This is a genomic window from Paraburkholderia sediminicola (assembly GCF_046027355.1).
Lineage (GTDB): Bacteria > Pseudomonadota > Gammaproteobacteria > Burkholderiales > Burkholderiaceae > Paraburkholderia > Paraburkholderia sediminicola_B.
Genome location: NZ_JAQQEK010000007.1, coordinates 318,867 through 334,176, shown reverse-complemented (window position 1 = coordinate 334,176; position 15,310 = coordinate 318,867). Strand labels below are relative to the sequence as shown.

The window sequence follows — 15,310 nt, the reverse complement described above, 5'->3', positions numbered from 1 at the left end:
GCTCGATACATCGAACGCAGTCAAATCAATCTCATCCGGCGCAAGACCGGACAACGGAGACAGACGATGAAATCGTCGAATCATGCGGTATATGCAACGGCGGTCGGCGATGCCGGCGCACTCGGCGGATTGCCGTCCGGCGCGGATGCGTCGGCTGGCGGCCGCGCGGACGACATCGCGCTCGATGGCGCGCGGATTTCCGCGCGGCTCGACCGCCTGCCGGCCACACGTTCGATCTGGAAGCTGGTGATGCTGTTGAGCCTCGGGCTCTTTTTCGAACTGTACGACCTGATGTTCTCCGGCTACATCGCACCGGGACTCGTGCGCAGCGGCATTCTCACCGCGACCACGCACGGTCTGTTCGGCACCAGCGGCGTGGCGAGTTTCATTGCGGCATTGTTCGCGGGCCTGTTTATCGGCACGGCGGCGTGCGGCTTTCTCGCCGACCGTTTTGGCCGGCGCGCGATCTTCACGTGGTCGCTGCTCTGGTACACGGCGGCCAACATCATCATGGCGTTTCAGGACACGGCGCTCGGACTCAATCTGTGGCGTTTCATCGCGGGGATCGGCATTGGCGTGGAGATCGTCACCATTGGCACGTATATCTCCGAACTCGTGCCGAAACATGTGCGCGGACGTGCGTCGGCATGTTCGCAAGCAGTCGGCTTTTGCGCGGTGCCGATCGTCGCGTTTCTCTCGTATCTGCTGGTGCCGCATCGCTACTTCGGTCTGGATGGCTGGCGTCTGGTCGTGCTGACCGGCGTGGTCGGCGCGATCGTGGTGTGGTGGATCCGTCTGCGTTTGCCGGAGAGCCCACGCTGGCTCGCGCAGAAAGGCCGCATCGACGAAGCGGACGCGATCATGACGCGGCTCGAAGCACGCGTGGCGCGCGAATACGGACGACCGTTGCCGGAACCGGCCTTGCCCGAACCGGTGCGCGCACGGGCGGCGTTTCGCGATCTGCTGGTGCCGCCGTATCGCAAGCGCACGCTGATGCTGATCGTCTTCCACGTGTTCCAGACAATGGGCTATTACGGCTTCGCGAACTGGATTCCGACCTTGCTGATCAAACAGGGCATTACGGTGACGACGAGTCTGATGTACGCGAGCATCATCGCGATTGCGGCGCCGCTTGGGCCGTTGCTGGGATTGCTGATTGCCGACCGCTTCGAGCGCAAGACGGTGATCATCTGCATGGCGGGTGTGAATGTGGTGTGCGGGCTGGCGTTCAGCCAGGCGCGCGAGACGGTGTTGCTGGTGAGCCTGGGTGTATGTCTCGTGCTAGCGGGAAATATTATTTCGTATAGCTATCACGCGTATCAGGCCGAGTTGTTTCCGACCAGCATCCGGGCGCGGGCAGTGGGATTCGTTTATTCGTGGAGCCGGATTTCGGCGATGTTCTCCGCGTTCGTGATCGCGGGATGTTTGAGCCGCTTCGGCGTGGACGGCGTGTTCGTGTTTATTTCCGGAGCGATGGCGGTGGTGATGCTGGCCATCGGGACGCTTGGGCCGAAGACGCGAGACGTGGCGTTGGAGGATATTTCGAAGTAGTTGGTCCAGGAGAATGCCCGCCTGTGTGGGCGGGCTCGCTCGCTTTAGTGCTTCTTCTGGGTCGCTGATACGTTCGGTGCTATGCGGATCGGCGGCGCGCCTGAGGGCGAAGTGGCGGGTTGGGGTTTCTTCGCCTGCTTCGGTTTCTTGACTTCGCGGTTACTGCGCATTTGACCTTTTGCCATGATGGACTCCCCAATTGGCGGTTTTTGCTCCGCACGGGAGCAATAAGGTAGTGTGCGCCTGTTTTGTGCTTTATGTTGGGGTTTCTGGTTTTTAAGGCGCTAGCCTGGCCGTGGTCCGGGCGAAGCTCACATCAGGCCCAGCAGCCTGGCCGGCGCACAAGTCATGCAAGCAATCTGACCGGTTTTTTCCAGCGCGATGAAAGCAATCGCCAGCGCCACGAGAGTAAAGGACGCGACGGCGAATATCTGTTTTTTGCGTGGGCCTCGCGGAGCGGCCTCGGTAACCGGCCGCCATCTCCGGCCTGGCAGCCACTGTCTGCACCGCTACTGCGGACTCCGCGTGTAGCGCGTCGACATCCTTGATAAGTTCCGAGAGCACGCCCAGTTTTTTGCTCACAACGTTACGTTTGAGGTGGGCGCGCTTGAGTTCGCTTTCGAGTTCGGTGAAGTACGACTCAAGCGAGTTCGATTCGGCTTTCAACCGTTCGAGCATCGACGATCGCGACTCGAGCCCTCACTCGCCTTGCCTGTTCTGAGCGCCCAAAAAATAACGTCAGCCGGCCCATGAGCCGGCTGACGTTTTTCATGTCTGCCGCAGTACCCGAATTCGGGTCCATCAAACGCGCAACTTACATGCCGACGTATCCCACCGGAGTCGTCGCGTTGGCCTTGGCAACCGACGCGTTGTTCGACACCACATACACCGGCGATTCGGTCAGATTGAGCGTCAGCACGCCGTTGCTGTAGTTCGCATTGGTTGCGTTGCCCATCATGTCGACCACCTTCACGGTGCCGCTCGTGCCCGGCGCGTCGACGTTGAGGCTGTACGCGACGCTATAGGTCGAGCTGAAGCCGGCGCTCGCGCTCCACACGTTGTTGTTGTGCGCCCACAAAGCGGTGACTACCGCGCCGTTGCCCACCTGCTGGAACGCGTAGGCGTAGACGCCGGTCGGCGTGCCGTTGACCGGACCGAGCGTCGTGGTGCCGTCGAGCGTGTGCGTCATCGCGCTGATCGCCATGGCAACCGGCTTCGGGCTGATGTTGCTCGCGCCGAACGCGCCCTGCGGATCGCTCAGGTCGAAGAAGGTGCCGTAGCCGACTTCATCCGGATAGTCCGCGCCGTAGAACACGTAGGTCTGATCCGCGCCTTCGCCGAGCGTGATGATGTGCATGCGCGCCGCGACCGCCGCTTGTGCGTACAGCACGTTCGCGGTCGGATAGTTCGGGCCGTACGAGCTGCCGAGGTCGTAGCTGATGCCCGCTTCCGTCGAGAACAGATGCATGCCGGTGCGGTAGTCGGTGGCCATTTCCGTGCGCAGGTTGCGCATCTGGCCGCGCAACGAACCGTCGGCGGTGGACGGGTCGCTGTCGTAGCGCTCAGGCGGATGCGACGGCGAGGTGCCCGCGTCGTAGTAACCGTGCGTGGCGACCGCGTCGATGTATTGGCCGAAGCCGAGCGGCGCGAGGCGTTTCAGGTGCGTCGTGGTCAGGCTCGGGAAGGCATCGGCCGGGCCCATCACCATCGCGTGCGGATCGGTTGAATGAATGCCCTGGTAGACCGCTTTGTACAACGCGACGAAGTTGGCGTCGGTGTCGGTCCACATCTGGTTCGGTTCCCACGTCACCTGATAGTAGTTCGCCGACTGGGTCGGGAAGTACGCGGCGCGAATCGCGTTCGATTCGGTGCCGACACGGCTCATATAGCTCTGGTAGTACGACATATCGGTCGGCAGCGTGGTGTCGTCCTGGAAGGCGCCGGTGCTGCTCGCCCAGGCGGGAATGCCGTCGAGGCGGATCAGGCGCATCACGTTGCCGTTCTTGTAGAACGAGTCGAGACTACTGGCCGACGGGTTGAACGTGTTCGGCCCGTTCGGTTCCATGGTGGAGAGTTGGCGGTCGTCGATCGTCGACGAAATGCCCAGCGCGGCGAGCAGCGGACCGTTGTCGTTCGCGCCCTGCATGCCGAAGCGATGCTGTTCCTGGCGCGCATAGGTGACGGCCGGAACGACGCCGGACAGGTTCGGCGTCACGCCGAAGCTCGCGATGCCGACCGGACGCGTGCCGGCTTGCGGCAACTGGCCGCCGTTCTTGGCGAGCGTACCCGTCGCCGCGAAATAACCGGCGAGCGTCGAGGTGCAATTGAACGTGATGGTCTTCGCGCCGCTCGGCACGGCGGTGCTGCCGCTCGCGGCGACGCGGCCGAGCGTGTCGGTGACGGCCCAGTTCAGCGTGTCCGCGCTCGGCGCGTTGGTGTTGAAGGCGAGCTGGAAGGTGCTGCCGGCCGCGAAGATGCGCGTGCCGTCGGCGCTGGGCGTATCGGCCGAGATCGTCGCGCTGCCCGAGCCTGCCGACGTGGTGGGCGAGGCGCAGCTCATGGCCGCGGTGCCGCCTGTGGCGTTCAGCGCAACGGTGCCGGTGCTGGTGTTGCTAGCGGCAGACGTGCCGGCCGAGCTGTTCGAGCTGCTGCTGTTGCCGTTGGACTGGGCAGCCGCCGTGCCGGCGGTGCTGCCGCCGCCACCGCCGCCGCATGCGGCGAGTGCGAGGGAGAGTGTCGAGAGTGCGAGTAGGTGCGATTTCATCAATCTGTAAGCAATGCGTTGGCTGATGATTCGTCCGTGTCCTCGCGCAAAGCGCGTCGGGAGGTGGAGCGAACATCGGGGTTCATGTGCAAGCCAGCCGATGACCGAGGCTTCGACACTGGCGTCCTGTGTGCGCAGCTTTGCGGCGGCGCGAAGGTGATGCCTTCCCGGGATGTCGGCCCCGAACGCATTTCTCTGCAGAGAAACTCTTGTCATACGAAACCAGACCGCTGACAGAAGCGGATTTGGCGGAATCGGACGACCGGGGAGGGTACGACGAAAACGGCCAGCGTGTTGAGGAACAGCGCGATTCAGATCGCAGTACGTGAATTCACGGCGCTAGCCGATGAACTTTTTACTGTCCTGTAAGCCAGAAGAGCTCAATTTGGGAAGAATCGACCGCAACAATACGCATTAGTGTGTTTAAAAGAAGTAACGAGTCGTTACGTATGAACATTGATGCAGTACTAATTGCTTTGATCGAATGAAAATATCCGTCAGGCAAAACCAGTATTTTTCCGCCATGACGAATTGGGGTCGCAATAATTTGAAATGGATGCCTAACTATCTGGCACGGCCAATCGACTGAGAAATGGGCGCTAGCGCTCATTAGGCAGCCGAAAAGCTCTTGGGGTTGGCGTAAAAGTGCTGGACCTTGGGTGTAACGTTTCCTCGCGACATGGACTTCGCAGCGGAACTGTCGCTGTTTTACTGAGACTTTGACGCGTTCCGCGAAAGGGAACGCGCCATACACGATGATGGATGCCGACGTTATTTTGCGTCTGCAATAACGGGGGCGGCATCCCTCCGCTGCGCAAAAAAGGCGGTTATCCAGAGAGATAAATCGTGAGGATTCTTCAACTGGTTCATGCACCGCGCTTGTCCGGGGCAGAAGTACTCGTAAAAGGTTTGGCCATTCATCATCAGCGCGGTGGCCATGAGGTCTGCATGACATCGCTGCTCCCGGAGCAGGACGATTTCGCCGCCATTCACGCAGAACTTCAGGCGGCGGGCGTCACGTGTCTGTTTCCCGAGGTTCGCTACGGCAGGGTGGGAAAGCTGCTGCACCTGTACCGCGTGGTGCGGCGGTTCCGGCCCGACTTCATCGTGGCTCACGCCACGCTTGCCGCGCTGTATGTACGCCTTCTGCCGGTCCACACGCCGATTGCGTGGGTGATGCATTCCGGCGTCAACGACTTCGAGAACGGCGCGCTCAAGCGGGCCGAACGTCTGCTCTCGCGACGGGCGAGAGCGATCATCGGCGTGTCGCAGCAGAATATCGACGACTATCTTCGGGAGATTGGCCGGCATCCGTCCATGGTCGTGATTCCGAATGGCGTGGATGCGCAATTGTTCTCGGAAGCCAACGACGCCGTCGTGCCGGATATCGGCATGCACCCGAAGCAGATCGTCCAGCTCGGCCGCTATATCGAAGGCAAGAGCCAACTGGACACGATTCGTGCGTTCGAGCGCGTGCTGCAATCGGAGCCGGAGGCGCGTCTGTTGTTCTGCGGCGTCGTCGAAGATCTCGACTATCACAGGGCGGTGCTGTCGCTTGTTCGTCAGCTCGGCCTGGAAAGCAAGGTGACGGTGGGCGGGCCGCGTTCCGACGTCGCCGCGATCCTGCGCGCCTCGCGTGTCTTCGCGATGCCGTCGCGTTTCGAAGCGCAGAGCATTGGTTTTCTCGAGGCGCTTGCGTCCGGTATTCCAATCGTGGCGAGCCCGATTCCCTCTTTCGGTTTTGCGAGCGCTTTTGCCGGCGTCAACCTGGTCGATACGACCGACCCGGAAGCCTACGGCCGCGCGCTGCTGTATGCACTCGACACGCCGCGTGCGAACCGGCAACTGGCCGGCTACACGCTGCGCGACACAGCGGATCGTTACATGACGATCGCGCGGAAGTTCGTTCACCCGCTCCAGGTTTCGGCCTGACGTCTAGCGGACCGGCCGGCCCGCGTTATTGCGCGAGCCGGTCGATTCGCACTGTCTCCGAGAAAAGCCCCGGCAGTTTGCCGAGTTCCTGAGCTTCGCCCAGCGCCATGCCGTTCCCGGATGGATAGCGCGTGAGCGCGGGTGCGCCGCCGGTGAAATAGAAATCGGCGAGGGTCGCGTCGGTCCGTCGAAACAGCACGAGTGCGGCTCCCTGTCTGTCGCGCACGAATTCAGGGAACACGTCCGACCACGACATGTCGTGCAAGGTCGCCGCCTGGGCCGGCGCGCTTGCCGCGCCGCTCAGGTCGAGCGTGGCGACGTCGATCATGGCTTCTTCGCTCGACTCGTCCAGATGCGGCGTCAGCAGAATCAACGTGTTGCCATCGCGACCATGCACGGCGCCCATTGTCACCTTCACGAAATCGGGGGCGAAGCTCGCCGGCAAGACATTGCGCTCGCCGACGCTCATGCGCGAGCCCTCGTTGGCGATGGGCGTGAGCGCGAGGCGTCCGTTGGCGCCGTCCACCGCGACCAGCGAGGCGCGCGAGCCCGCCGTTTCGCGTGCCAGCAGATTGACGTTCTGCGGCAGATTCCTGGCCTGCGCCCAGAGCGCCGGCGCCGATCCCGTTGAGACGCCCGATCCTTGCGAAGACGCCATCCACAGATCGAGCCCGCTGTCGGATCGCTTCTGCGCGATCAGCACGCTGGCTCGTCCCGCTCCCGTGAAGTCGGCCGCCACATATTGCTGCGTCAGTTCCGGCTTGAACGCATTGCTGGTCTGCAGCCAGAGGCGCGGCGCCTCGAAGCGGTCGCCAGCACTGCGAAGCAACCAGAATGCGGTCCCACCCTGGCGCGCGGCGACGACCATGAGATCCGCCTTGCCGTCGCCGTCGAAATCGCCGAGCAGGAAGCGCACGCTGTCGAAGCACAGTTTGTCGCCGGCGCAGCTCGGTGCGGTAGCCTGAGGATCGAATGGGACGGCGCCCGCGTACCACAGCGCGGGCGGCGACGCTTTCGCGAGCGACGCGGCATACACGTTGAATCCCGGACCGTCGTGTTGCCGCTGGACATACACCGCGGATTGCTCGCCCGAGCCGGCGATGTAACCGACCATCGCCGTGGCGAGCCTCAGGTCGTTCGCCTGAGTGCGTTGCGTGGTGGCCCAGCGGTAGCGGGTGGTGAGCGCGGTGCAGCCGCGCATGGTCAGCTTGCCGTCGTTTTCGCCGAGGCAATGCCGCATTGGCGTATAGACGAGGCCGAAGTCCCACGGCGTCCAGCGCTGCGCCACGTCCCATTGATCGCAGGTCTCGGCGACCAGGTAGCCGTCGCGCTCGGCGATGCATTGCGAAGTCGCGACGCTCACGAGCGCGGCGTTGCGCGTATTGCCGGGATACACGGTCAGCGGATCCCATCGCCATTGCTGCGTGGACGAGTCCGTGCACGCGGCGAGTGTCGGCGCGCGGCCTGGACCCGCGGAGGTCAGGCAGCGGCTCGCCGCCGCGTTGAAGAGCTGAATCGGATGAGATACAAAATCGGGCACGCGGCGGTCGGTGCGATCGGCAAACGCATAGCGCCGCGAAATCCAGTTACCGTCCCATTGAAACTCGCCGAATACGTGCGACGACTCGCTGCCGTCGATCGAAAAATAGCTGGCGACAATGTCGCGCTTGCGCTGCACTTCGGCGGCGGGAAGATTGCCGGGCCAGCCGCCGGTCGGATAGGTGACGTGGTAGACGATCGGCACGCCTTTGCCGAGCGTCTGGGCGACGTGGCGGGTAATGCGCGCGGAATAGATATGATCGGGATGCTCGATAAACGGCACGGTGTCCGGATTCAGCGTGTAGATGAGCGTCGCTTGCGCGAGTATCACTTTCAACGTGGCCGACAAGGCGTCGCGATCGTATTTCACGCGCACGGAGCCGTCCGCGTTCATCGGATAAGTGGAGATCGTGGCGTGCTGCTCCCACAGCAGGCCGAGCGGTACGCGGCCGCCGCGCACGGCGCCGCCGGGCAGGCGCAACTCGAGCAGGCGCACTTGCGGCTTTGCCTTCAGCACCATTTGATGCACGAGCTTGCCGGCGATCGTCACGTTGGATTCGAGCCACTCGTCAGGCACGCCCGCCATGCGCGCGTAGGCGAGCCGCGAAGCCCGCTCGCGCGTTTGAACGTAAGCGAAATCCGCGCCGTTGGCACCGCCGATCAGATGCACCGTGGTGATGCACCAGCCCGCGTCGAGACGCTCGCTGATGGCGGGGTCGACGAAAAGCAGATCGTCGTCGAGGTGCGCGACCACGGTGACCAGCGTGCCGGCGCCGCAATCGGCCGCGTGCGCCGCGCCCGGCAGGAAGGTGAAGAAGAGAACCGCGAGAAAAGCTATGAATGAATCGCGAACGAGCCGGGTTGCCGATAGTCGCATAGTGATTCGAGCTCTGACGGTGAGCTCGCATCATACTGTAGCGGCCCTGGCCGGCACGTTACCGAACTCACAGTCAGCGGCAGATCGCGATCCGGCGCGAGTTCAGGCCCGCGCGACGGCTTGCGACTGCGTTAGCGGAAGTAGGCTTTGGTGTTGTCGTGGACGTCCGCGCGCGCGAGCAGTTCCGAAGGCGCAAGCCACAGATATTCGCTGTGCTGCTCCGGCCGTCCGAGCGGCGCCGTGCCCGTGAGCGTCAGCGAATAGGCGAGCACGATGTAATGCGTCGACACGTCCGGCTCGCCCGCGAAGTTGTCGCTGTAGTGATGTTCGAACACGCCTTCGAAGCGTGCCGTCGAGCGCGCCAATTGCGCGATGCCCAGTTCGGCGTCGGCGATGCGCGCAAACGCGGCGTCGAGTGTTTCGTCTTTATGGATGCGGCCGCCGGGAACGAACCATGTGCCACGGGCAGGGCGGTTGCGGCGGCGGCCGATCAGCACGCGCCCTTGAGCATCGCTGACGATCAGATCGAATGCGACGAGGGGCGTGAGGCGGACCACGTCCAGGAAATCGATCTCGGTCAGCAGCATGTCATCTTCCCCGGTTCTCGCGCAGGCTGAGCGCCTGGTCAGCTAGTAATCGCGATGGTGATCATCGTGCCGTGTGAGGCGGCTTGAGACGCTCGCCAGGAAAAGCGCGAGCACGATCGCGCCGATCGTCGCAAAGAGAAACGCGCCGATCATCGCGGCCAGTATCAGCATCATCCATGCAAGGCCGTTCATGTTCGGCTCCAGCGTGTTGATAGGCATGCTAACGTGCCTGCGCCTGCATACTCTGTGCGTCAAGAGCCGCACAACCTGTCACATCACGCCGAAGTATCGTCACATCGCGCCGCTAATGCGCCGTGTAACCCTCGGGCGTGGTGACCGCGTCCTTGAAGACGTCGGCGTTGCCGGAGACGACATAGACCGGCGCGGGGGAGAGTTTCAGGCTAGCCATTCCGTCGCGGTACGGCAAGCTCGTCGCGTTGCCCATCATGTCGAACGCCGTCACTTCGCCGGTCGTGCCGGGCGCGTCGACCCGCAGACGATAGTCCACGTTGCGGCTCGCGTCGAAGCCGCTTTTGGCGTTCCACTTGTCGTTGTCATGCGTCCATAACGCGGTCACGATCTTGCCGCCGCCGAGCCGGCGGAATGCGTAGGCATAGACGCCTTTGGGCAGATCCTTGAGCGGGCCGAGCGTGTCGGTGCCGTCGATGATGCGCGTCATCGCCGCCACCGCGAGCGCCGCGGGTTTCGGGCTGATGCGCGTCGGACCGTAGGCGCCTTTCGGATGATCGAGCTCGAAGAAAATGCCGTAACCGGGCGCTGCGTCCGGCATATCCGCAAGATAGAACACGTAGGTCATGTCGGCGCCTTCGCCGAGCAAAATCAGATGCGTGCGCGCCGTCACCGCAGCCTGTGCGTACAGCACGTTCGCGCCCGGATAGTTCTTGCCATACGATTGCCCGATGTCGTAGCTGATGCCGGTTTCGGTCACGAAGAGCGGCGCGCCGGGTTTCAGGTAGAGACGCATTTCGTGGCGCAGCGCCCGCATCGCAGCGGGCAACGCGCCTGGCACCGTGCCCTGATTGCCGGTATCCGCGACGCGCTCGGGCGGATGCGAGGGCGTCGTGCCAATATCGTAGTAACCGTGAATCGTCATGCCGTCCATATAGCGGCCAATGCCAAGCGGACCGAGCTTGCGCATCCACGTGACGTTGCCCTGCACCGACGAATAGGTCAGACCCATGACCACCGCATGCGGATCCGTCTGATGGATGCCCTCCCAGACCGCCTTGTACATGGCGATGAAATTCGCGTCGGTGTCGCGCCACGGCAGACCGCCGTCGGCGTCCGGTTCCCACGTCACCTGATAGTAGTTGTCGCGCTGTTTGGGAAAGTAAGTCATGCGAACGCGATTCGACTCGGCGCCCACCTTGGCCATGTAGTCCTTCATCTGCGCGAGCGATGTCGGCGCATAGCTGTGGGTCTCCTTGTTCGTCGGACTCGCCCACTGCGGAATGCCGTCGAGCTGGATCAACCGCATCAGGTCGCCGCGCCGGAAGAAGGGCGTGAGCTGTTTGCTCGCGGGGTCGAACGTGCCCGCTTTTTTCGGCTCCTCCATATACCAGTTGCGATTGTCGTTGACCCACGTGAGGCCGAGCGCGGTATAGACCGGCCGGTAGCCGTCGCCGTCGCAACAGTGTTGTCCCGGCGCAAGATAAGCGGCGCCCTGTCCGCCGAACCGGTGCAGGTCTTCATACGGAAAACGGACGACGGGTAACGCAGCAGACGGATCCGGCAGCACGCCGAACGTCGCGATGCCTGCGGGACGCGTGCCGCGCGATTCGAGCTCACCATGTGCGCGCTCCAGCGATGCGGACACCGCGAAGTAGCCCGCCACGCTCGACGCGCAGCTCAACGTGGACAGCGTCGAACCGGCCGCAACGGGAAAGCGTCCGCTGGCGCGCACGGCATTCCACGTGTCGCGTATCTGCCAGTTGAGCGTGTCGCCTTGCATCGGGCGCGCAGCGAAAACCAGCGCGAACGGTTTGTTCACGGCGAACAGACGCGTGCCGTCGCTGGGCGTGTCGGCTTCGAGCAGATCGCCGCTCGCGGCCGTGGGGACTTGCAACGAAGGCGCTGAGCAACGCAGCCCTTGTCCGGGTGGCGCCTTCAGGTCGGTGGGCGTGGCGGATTGCAGCGCAGCATTCGGGGCTGCGTCCTGCTTCGCGCCAGGCGCGGCTGCATTGCTCGCCGCCGTTGGCGCCATCGCGCAACGCTTCTCCACACCGGGCGCAGGATCGCCGAATACGCCGTTGTTGCACTCCGCGCTATTCGAGAACGTTTTGACGACGTGCTGTTGTGCCGTGCCATACAGCACGTCGCGCGTGCCGTTGAAGCGGCAGGTGCCGTATTCCGCCGCACACGGTGTCCACTTTCTGCCGTCCGCGGTGAACTCGCCATTGCTCACACCATTCGCCTGCGGCGCGGCGTCGGCCGCAGCGCATTGGCCGGCCACGAGGCCGAGCAGGACGGCCGCCGCCGCCGGGGCGGCGATGCCCATCCTCAGTCTTCGACTGCCGCCGGAAAAGGCGCCGACGCGCTTTCGCGGCGCGCGCTGTTCGCGTACATTCGACATGTGTTCCCCGTGTCGTTCGCTGTCCTTCCAAAGGCAACAGACGCGTCGCCCAACTACTAGTTCACCAGGTCAGAGCCGCCTCACCGCACCCCTCGAAGCAATGTGTTGCGGAAACCGCATAGTGTATTTCCGCAAACCGCTGGCGGAAATAGCCCGGTTTCCATTCGACACATTCCGCCACTGGCCCGTCTATTGCCTCGCGGTCTAACGTTGTCTTATTCCCGTGTTTCACGTTTGAAACATTAATCGTCACGTTTATATTCGTGAGTTCCAATAACAACCAATTAAATAATTTTGTCGCGCTCTCAAGTGCTTATATTGGATGTTCGTTTTACTTATTGCCATCCCCGCGGATAAATCGTCAGAAGAAACCCAAGTAGGCATGGGGCGCGGCGGACGCCGGAATAGCGAAGCTGGTTGCGCTCATTCTGACGTCCTGATGGGAATAAGTTACTTCAAATCGGCGTGACGATGGATGGATCAAATTGTAACTGCGCCGTTTTCGAGTAGTCGTGGTGTGTGCGGTGGCGTACGAAATCGCGCTTTTATTTGCATTAACATTCGCAGAATGCAAATTCATTCCTATGTGGAATCGGCAATTAATTCGTTGAAAAGACGGCGGTAGCGGGGTTGTTCCGAAAATCCCTGGTCGGTCACCCTGTCCATACGCCAACATGTCTGCGCTTTCGGTCATGGCGGCTAAATGCTTGAGGGGCGGTGACTATGATGCGCTGCACAGAGGCCGGCCTCTCTGTGGCCGTCCAAGGTGAAAAGTAGATCGGTTTTCTGGTGAGAGGATGACTATGACCTGCGCGAGTCTCGAGTCCGCAATGCTGCGCTGGGTGCACGCTCCGAACAAGGGTATGCGTCGCATCGCGATACTGATGTTCAACGACTGCTCGCTGCAGGGAGCCGGCGTCGTTGCCGAGGTGTTCCAGGCAGCGAACGAAATGGCTTCATCTGGCTCGGGCGGCTGGCTATACGACGTGTCCTTCCTGTCGGCCGATGGCGGCATGGTGACTTCGTCGTCCGCGCTGCGGGTCTGGACAGACGGACTCGACGCACGGCATTACGGCGGTTTCGATGCGTTGTATGTCGCGGGCGGCAAAGGCGCATTCGCCGCCGCTGGCGACGAACGCCTCATCGCGTGGCTGCGCCGTGTGCGCCGCAACACCGGCATGATCCGGCCGATCGCGGAAGGCCGTGCGTTGCTCGAGGCAGCGTATGTGCCCGACAGCAAGGAAGCCGGCGATGCGCAGGCGCAGTCGGTACCGGCGCGCCAGCCGGAACAGACGGCCGATGCGGGCGACCGCCTCGAATCGATGCGAAGCGCGCTCGCCATGATCAAGCGCGATCTCGGCGGCGCCACGGCGCGTACGGTTGCCGAGCGCCTGCTGGCGGACTCGTGCTCGAATCTCGCGCCGCTGCTCGGCGAAGACGGCGGCCTGAGTCCGGGCGACAAGGTGCGCGCGGCAGCGCGCTGGCTGCAAGAGAACTGCCAGCAGGCGATTTCGATCGCCGACGCGGCGCAGTTCGCCGCGATGAGCGAGCGCAACTTTCTGCGCCGCTTCAAGATGGAAATGGGCATTACGCCCTCGAGTTTTCTGTTGCACGAGCGCCTCGCGGTGACCTGCAGCCTGTTGACCGAATCGGAATTGCCGGTCGACAAGATTGCCCGGCGCACCGGCATGGGAAACGGTGACCGCCTCGCGAAAGTGTTTCGCAAGCGGATGAGAATTTCCCCTACCGAATTTCGGATTCAAAGTCGCCGACTAGTCGGCGAATAGCGCGACGGGGCCAGCCGGATGGCCGTGGCAACACGGCCTCCGGTCCGTACTTCCGTCGATCTTTGGGAATTATAAGGAATGCGAATATGTTGAATCAGGGAGCTGTAGGCGCCGCGTCGGTCGCCCCGACCGGTGCGGATGGCGTGACGGCAGACGCGCGTTGCGCGCGCATCGTTCCGGTGATTCTGGCGGGCGGCTCGGGCACGCGCCTGTGGCCGGTGTCGCGGGAAAACTATCCGAAGCAACTGATCGACGTAGTCGGTTCCGACTCGCTGCTGCAAGCCACCGCGCGGCGCATGGAAGGCTTTCCGGCCGGCTGGAGCGTGGATGCATCGCCGATCATCGTATGTGGTGAAGAACATCGCTTCGTAATCGCAGAACAACTTCATGAAAACGGCGTCGACGCTCGTCTTATTGTCGAGCCGGCGCGACGCGATACGGCGCCCGCGCTGACGCTGGCGGCGTCGCTGGCCTGCGCGGACGGTAGCGACGCGATTCTCGTCGTCATGCCCGCGGATCATTCGATCGCCGATGTGCCCGCCTTGCAGGCCGCGCTGGAACTCGCCGCGCGCTACGCGGAGCAGGGCTCGATCGCGACGCTGGGTGTGCCGCCCACGCGCCCCGACACGGGCTTCGGTTACATCCGCATCGGCGCCGGGCTGGCGGGTGGCGGCCATGCGATCGACGGTTTCGTCGAAAAGCCCGCGGAAGAACTCGCGGCGAAGTACGTCGCGGCGGGCATGTATTGGTGGAACAGCGGCATCTTCATCGTCCGCGCGAGCGTGTGGCTCGATACGTTGAAGCGTCTGCAGCCGGAAATGCACTCGGCCTGCGAACGCGCATTCACCGGCGGCCGTGTCGACGGCGCGTATTTCCGGCCATTGGTCGACGCATTCCTCAGTACACCCGCGAATTCGATCGACTACGCGGTGATGGAGCGCCTGACCGAGACGGCCGAGCCCGAAACGACGGATGGCGCGGCTGCGAGCGTGCCGGCGACGCCCGCCGGCGTCGTGGTCGGACTGGATGCCGGCTGGTCGGACCTGGGTTCCTGGGACGCCGTCTGGGCCGCGATGGAAAAGGACGCCAACGGTAACGCAGGGCGCGGCCGGGTGACGTTCGAAGGGGCGGTATCGAGCTACGCGCATTCGGAAGGGCGGCTGGTCGCCTGTGTTGGCACCACCAACGTGGTGGTGGTCGAAACCGCCGACGCGGTGCTGGTGGTCGACCGCTCGCACGTGCAGGACGTGAAGGGTCTGGTGTCGCGCATCAAGGCGCAGCACGCGCCGGAGGCCGACGCGCATCGCAAGGTGCGCCGCCCGTGGGGTTTCTACGATTCGATCGACCATGGCGAGCGTTTCCAGGTCAAGCGCATCGTCGTGACGCCGGGCGCGCAACTGTCGTTGCAATTGCATCACCACCGCGCGGAACACTGGGTCGTCGTGCGCGGCACGGCGCTCGTCACGCGCGGTGAAGAACAGTTTCTGTTGAGTGAAAACGAATCGACTTACATTCCGCTCGGCACCCGCCACCGGCTCGAAAACCCGGGCAAGGTGCCGCTCGAAATCATTGAAATCCAGTCAGGCACCTATCTCGGTGAAGACGACATTGTGAGGTTCAACGACAACTACGGCCGCTGCTCCTAAACAGCACGCCGGACTCAACTGCGGACAAGAACGG

General features: G+C 63.0%; 12 protein-coding genes. 5 read left to right on the top strand and 7 right to left on the bottom strand.

Annotation, left to right across the window (positions count from 1 at the left end; translation table 11 throughout):
• Positions 1 to 66: 66 nt before the first annotated feature.
• Positions 67 to 1,551, top strand: coding sequence for an MFS transporter (locus PQR42_RS15255; RefSeq protein WP_408217171.1), 1,485 nt, complete (start codon positions 67 to 69; stop codon positions 1,549 to 1,551).
• Positions 1,552 to 1,827: 276 nt separating this feature from the next.
• Here PQR42_RS15255 and PQR42_RS15250 read toward each other — a convergent pair whose 3' ends face one another.
• Together PQR42_RS15250 and PQR42_RS15245 are read right to left on the bottom strand one after the other, a co-directional pair.
• Positions 1,828 to 2,229: a hypothetical protein gene (locus PQR42_RS15250; RefSeq protein ID WP_408385227.1), complete on the bottom strand. Its 402-nt coding sequence runs from the start codon at positions 2,227 to 2,229 to the stop codon at positions 1,828 to 1,830.
• 136 nt (positions 2,230 to 2,365) lie between these two features.
• The gene (locus PQR42_RS15245) at positions 2,366 to 3,907 is read right to left on the bottom strand and encodes a hypothetical protein (protein ID WP_408217166.1); all 1,542 of its coding nucleotides are present in this window, start codon (positions 3,905 to 3,907) and stop codon (positions 2,366 to 2,368) included.
• On the opposite strand from PQR42_RS15245, the gene PQR42_RS15240 reads away from it, so the two are divergent.
• Positions 3,876 to 4,325: a hypothetical protein gene (locus PQR42_RS15240; protein ID WP_408217163.1), complete on the top strand. Its 450-nt coding sequence runs from the start codon at positions 3,876 to 3,878 to the stop codon at positions 4,323 to 4,325. The two genes, PQR42_RS15245 and PQR42_RS15240, sit on opposite strands and share 32 nt — an antisense overlap.
• 761 nt (positions 4,326 to 5,086) lie before the next feature.
• On the opposite strand, the gene PQR42_RS15235 is transcribed toward PQR42_RS15240, so the two are convergent.
• On the bottom strand, positions 5,087 to 5,254 hold the full coding sequence (locus tag PQR42_RS15235) for a hypothetical protein (RefSeq protein ID WP_408217238.1): 168 nt from the start codon (positions 5,252 to 5,254) through the stop codon (positions 5,087 to 5,089).
• On the opposite strand from PQR42_RS15235, the gene PQR42_RS15230 reads away from it, so the two are divergent.
• The gene (locus PQR42_RS15230; protein WP_408217235.1) at positions 5,177 to 6,247 is read left to right on the top strand and encodes a glycosyltransferase family 4 protein; all 1,071 of its coding nucleotides are present in this window, start codon (positions 5,177 to 5,179) and stop codon (positions 6,245 to 6,247) included. The genes PQR42_RS15235 and PQR42_RS15230 overlap by 78 nt on opposite strands.
• A gap of 25 nt (positions 6,248 to 6,272) precedes the next feature.
• Here the strand turns inward: PQR42_RS15230 and PQR42_RS15225 are convergent, their stop codons facing one another.
• The 4 genes from PQR42_RS15225 to PQR42_RS15210 all read right to left on the bottom strand — a co-directional run bounded on the left by PQR42_RS15225 (position 6,273) and on the right by PQR42_RS15210 (position 11,768).
• Positions 6,273 to 8,663, bottom strand: coding sequence for an RICIN domain-containing protein (locus tag PQR42_RS15225; protein WP_408385230.1), 2,391 nt, complete (start codon positions 8,661 to 8,663; stop codon positions 6,273 to 6,275).
• 131 nt (positions 8,664 to 8,794) lie between these two features.
• Entirely contained in the window at positions 8,795 to 9,247 is a 453-nt protein-coding gene (locus tag PQR42_RS15220; protein WP_408217233.1) for a GDP-mannose mannosyl hydrolase, read from the bottom strand.
• Positions 9,248 to 9,292: 45 nt separating this feature from the next.
• On the bottom strand, positions 9,293 to 9,469 hold the full coding sequence (locus PQR42_RS15215; RefSeq protein WP_408217158.1) for a hypothetical protein: 177 nt from the start codon (positions 9,467 to 9,469) through the stop codon (positions 9,293 to 9,295).
• A gap of 85 nt (positions 9,470 to 9,554) precedes the next feature.
• Positions 9,555 to 11,768 carry a hypothetical protein gene (locus tag PQR42_RS15210; RefSeq protein WP_408385233.1) on the bottom strand — a complete coding sequence of 738 codons (2,214 nt, stop codon included), beginning with the start codon at positions 11,766 to 11,768 and terminating at the stop codon, positions 9,555 to 9,557.
• An 878-nt stretch (positions 11,769 to 12,646) separates the two neighbouring features.
• On the opposite strand from PQR42_RS15210, the gene PQR42_RS15205 reads away from it, so the two are divergent.
• Positions 12,647 to 13,630 carry a helix-turn-helix domain-containing protein gene (locus PQR42_RS15205; RefSeq protein ID WP_408217231.1) on the top strand — a complete coding sequence of 328 codons (984 nt, stop codon included), beginning with the start codon at positions 12,647 to 12,649 and terminating at the stop codon, positions 13,628 to 13,630.
• Between the two features lie 86 nt (positions 13,631 to 13,716).
• Positions 13,717 to 15,276: a mannose-1-phosphate guanylyltransferase/mannose-6-phosphate isomerase gene (locus PQR42_RS15200; RefSeq protein WP_408385235.1), complete on the top strand. Its 1,560-nt coding sequence runs from the start codon at positions 13,717 to 13,719 to the stop codon at positions 15,274 to 15,276.
• Positions 15,277 to 15,310: the final 34 nt, after the last annotated feature.

Coding starts and splice junctions, on each gene's coding strand:
- PQR42_RS15255 (WP_408217171.1), top strand. CDS start 67: ATGAAATCGTCGAATCATGCGGTATATGCAACGGCGGTCGGCGATGCC.
- PQR42_RS15205 (WP_408217231.1), top strand. CDS start 12,647: ATGACCTGCGCGAGTCTCGAGTCCGCAATGCTGCGCTGGGTGCACGCT.
- PQR42_RS15215 (WP_408217158.1), bottom strand. CDS start 9,469: ATGCCTATCAACACGCTGGAGCCGAACATGAACGGCCTTGCATGGATG.
- PQR42_RS15200 (WP_408385235.1), top strand. CDS start 13,717: ATGTTGAATCAGGGAGCTGTAGGCGCCGCGTCGGTCGCCCCGACCGGT.
- PQR42_RS15225 (WP_408385230.1), bottom strand. CDS start 8,663: ATGCGACTATCGGCAACCCGGCTCGTTCGCGATTCATTCATAGCTTTT.
- PQR42_RS15210 (WP_408385233.1), bottom strand. CDS start 11,768: ATGGGCATCGCCGCCCCGGCGGCGGCGGCCGTCCTGCTCGGCCTCGTG.
- PQR42_RS15250 (WP_408385227.1), bottom strand. CDS start 2,229: ATGCTCGAACGGTTGAAAGCCGAATCGAACTCGCTTGAGTCGTACTTC.
- PQR42_RS15235 (WP_408217238.1), bottom strand. CDS start 5,254: ATGGCCACCGCGCTGATGATGAATGGCCAAACCTTTTACGAGTACTTC.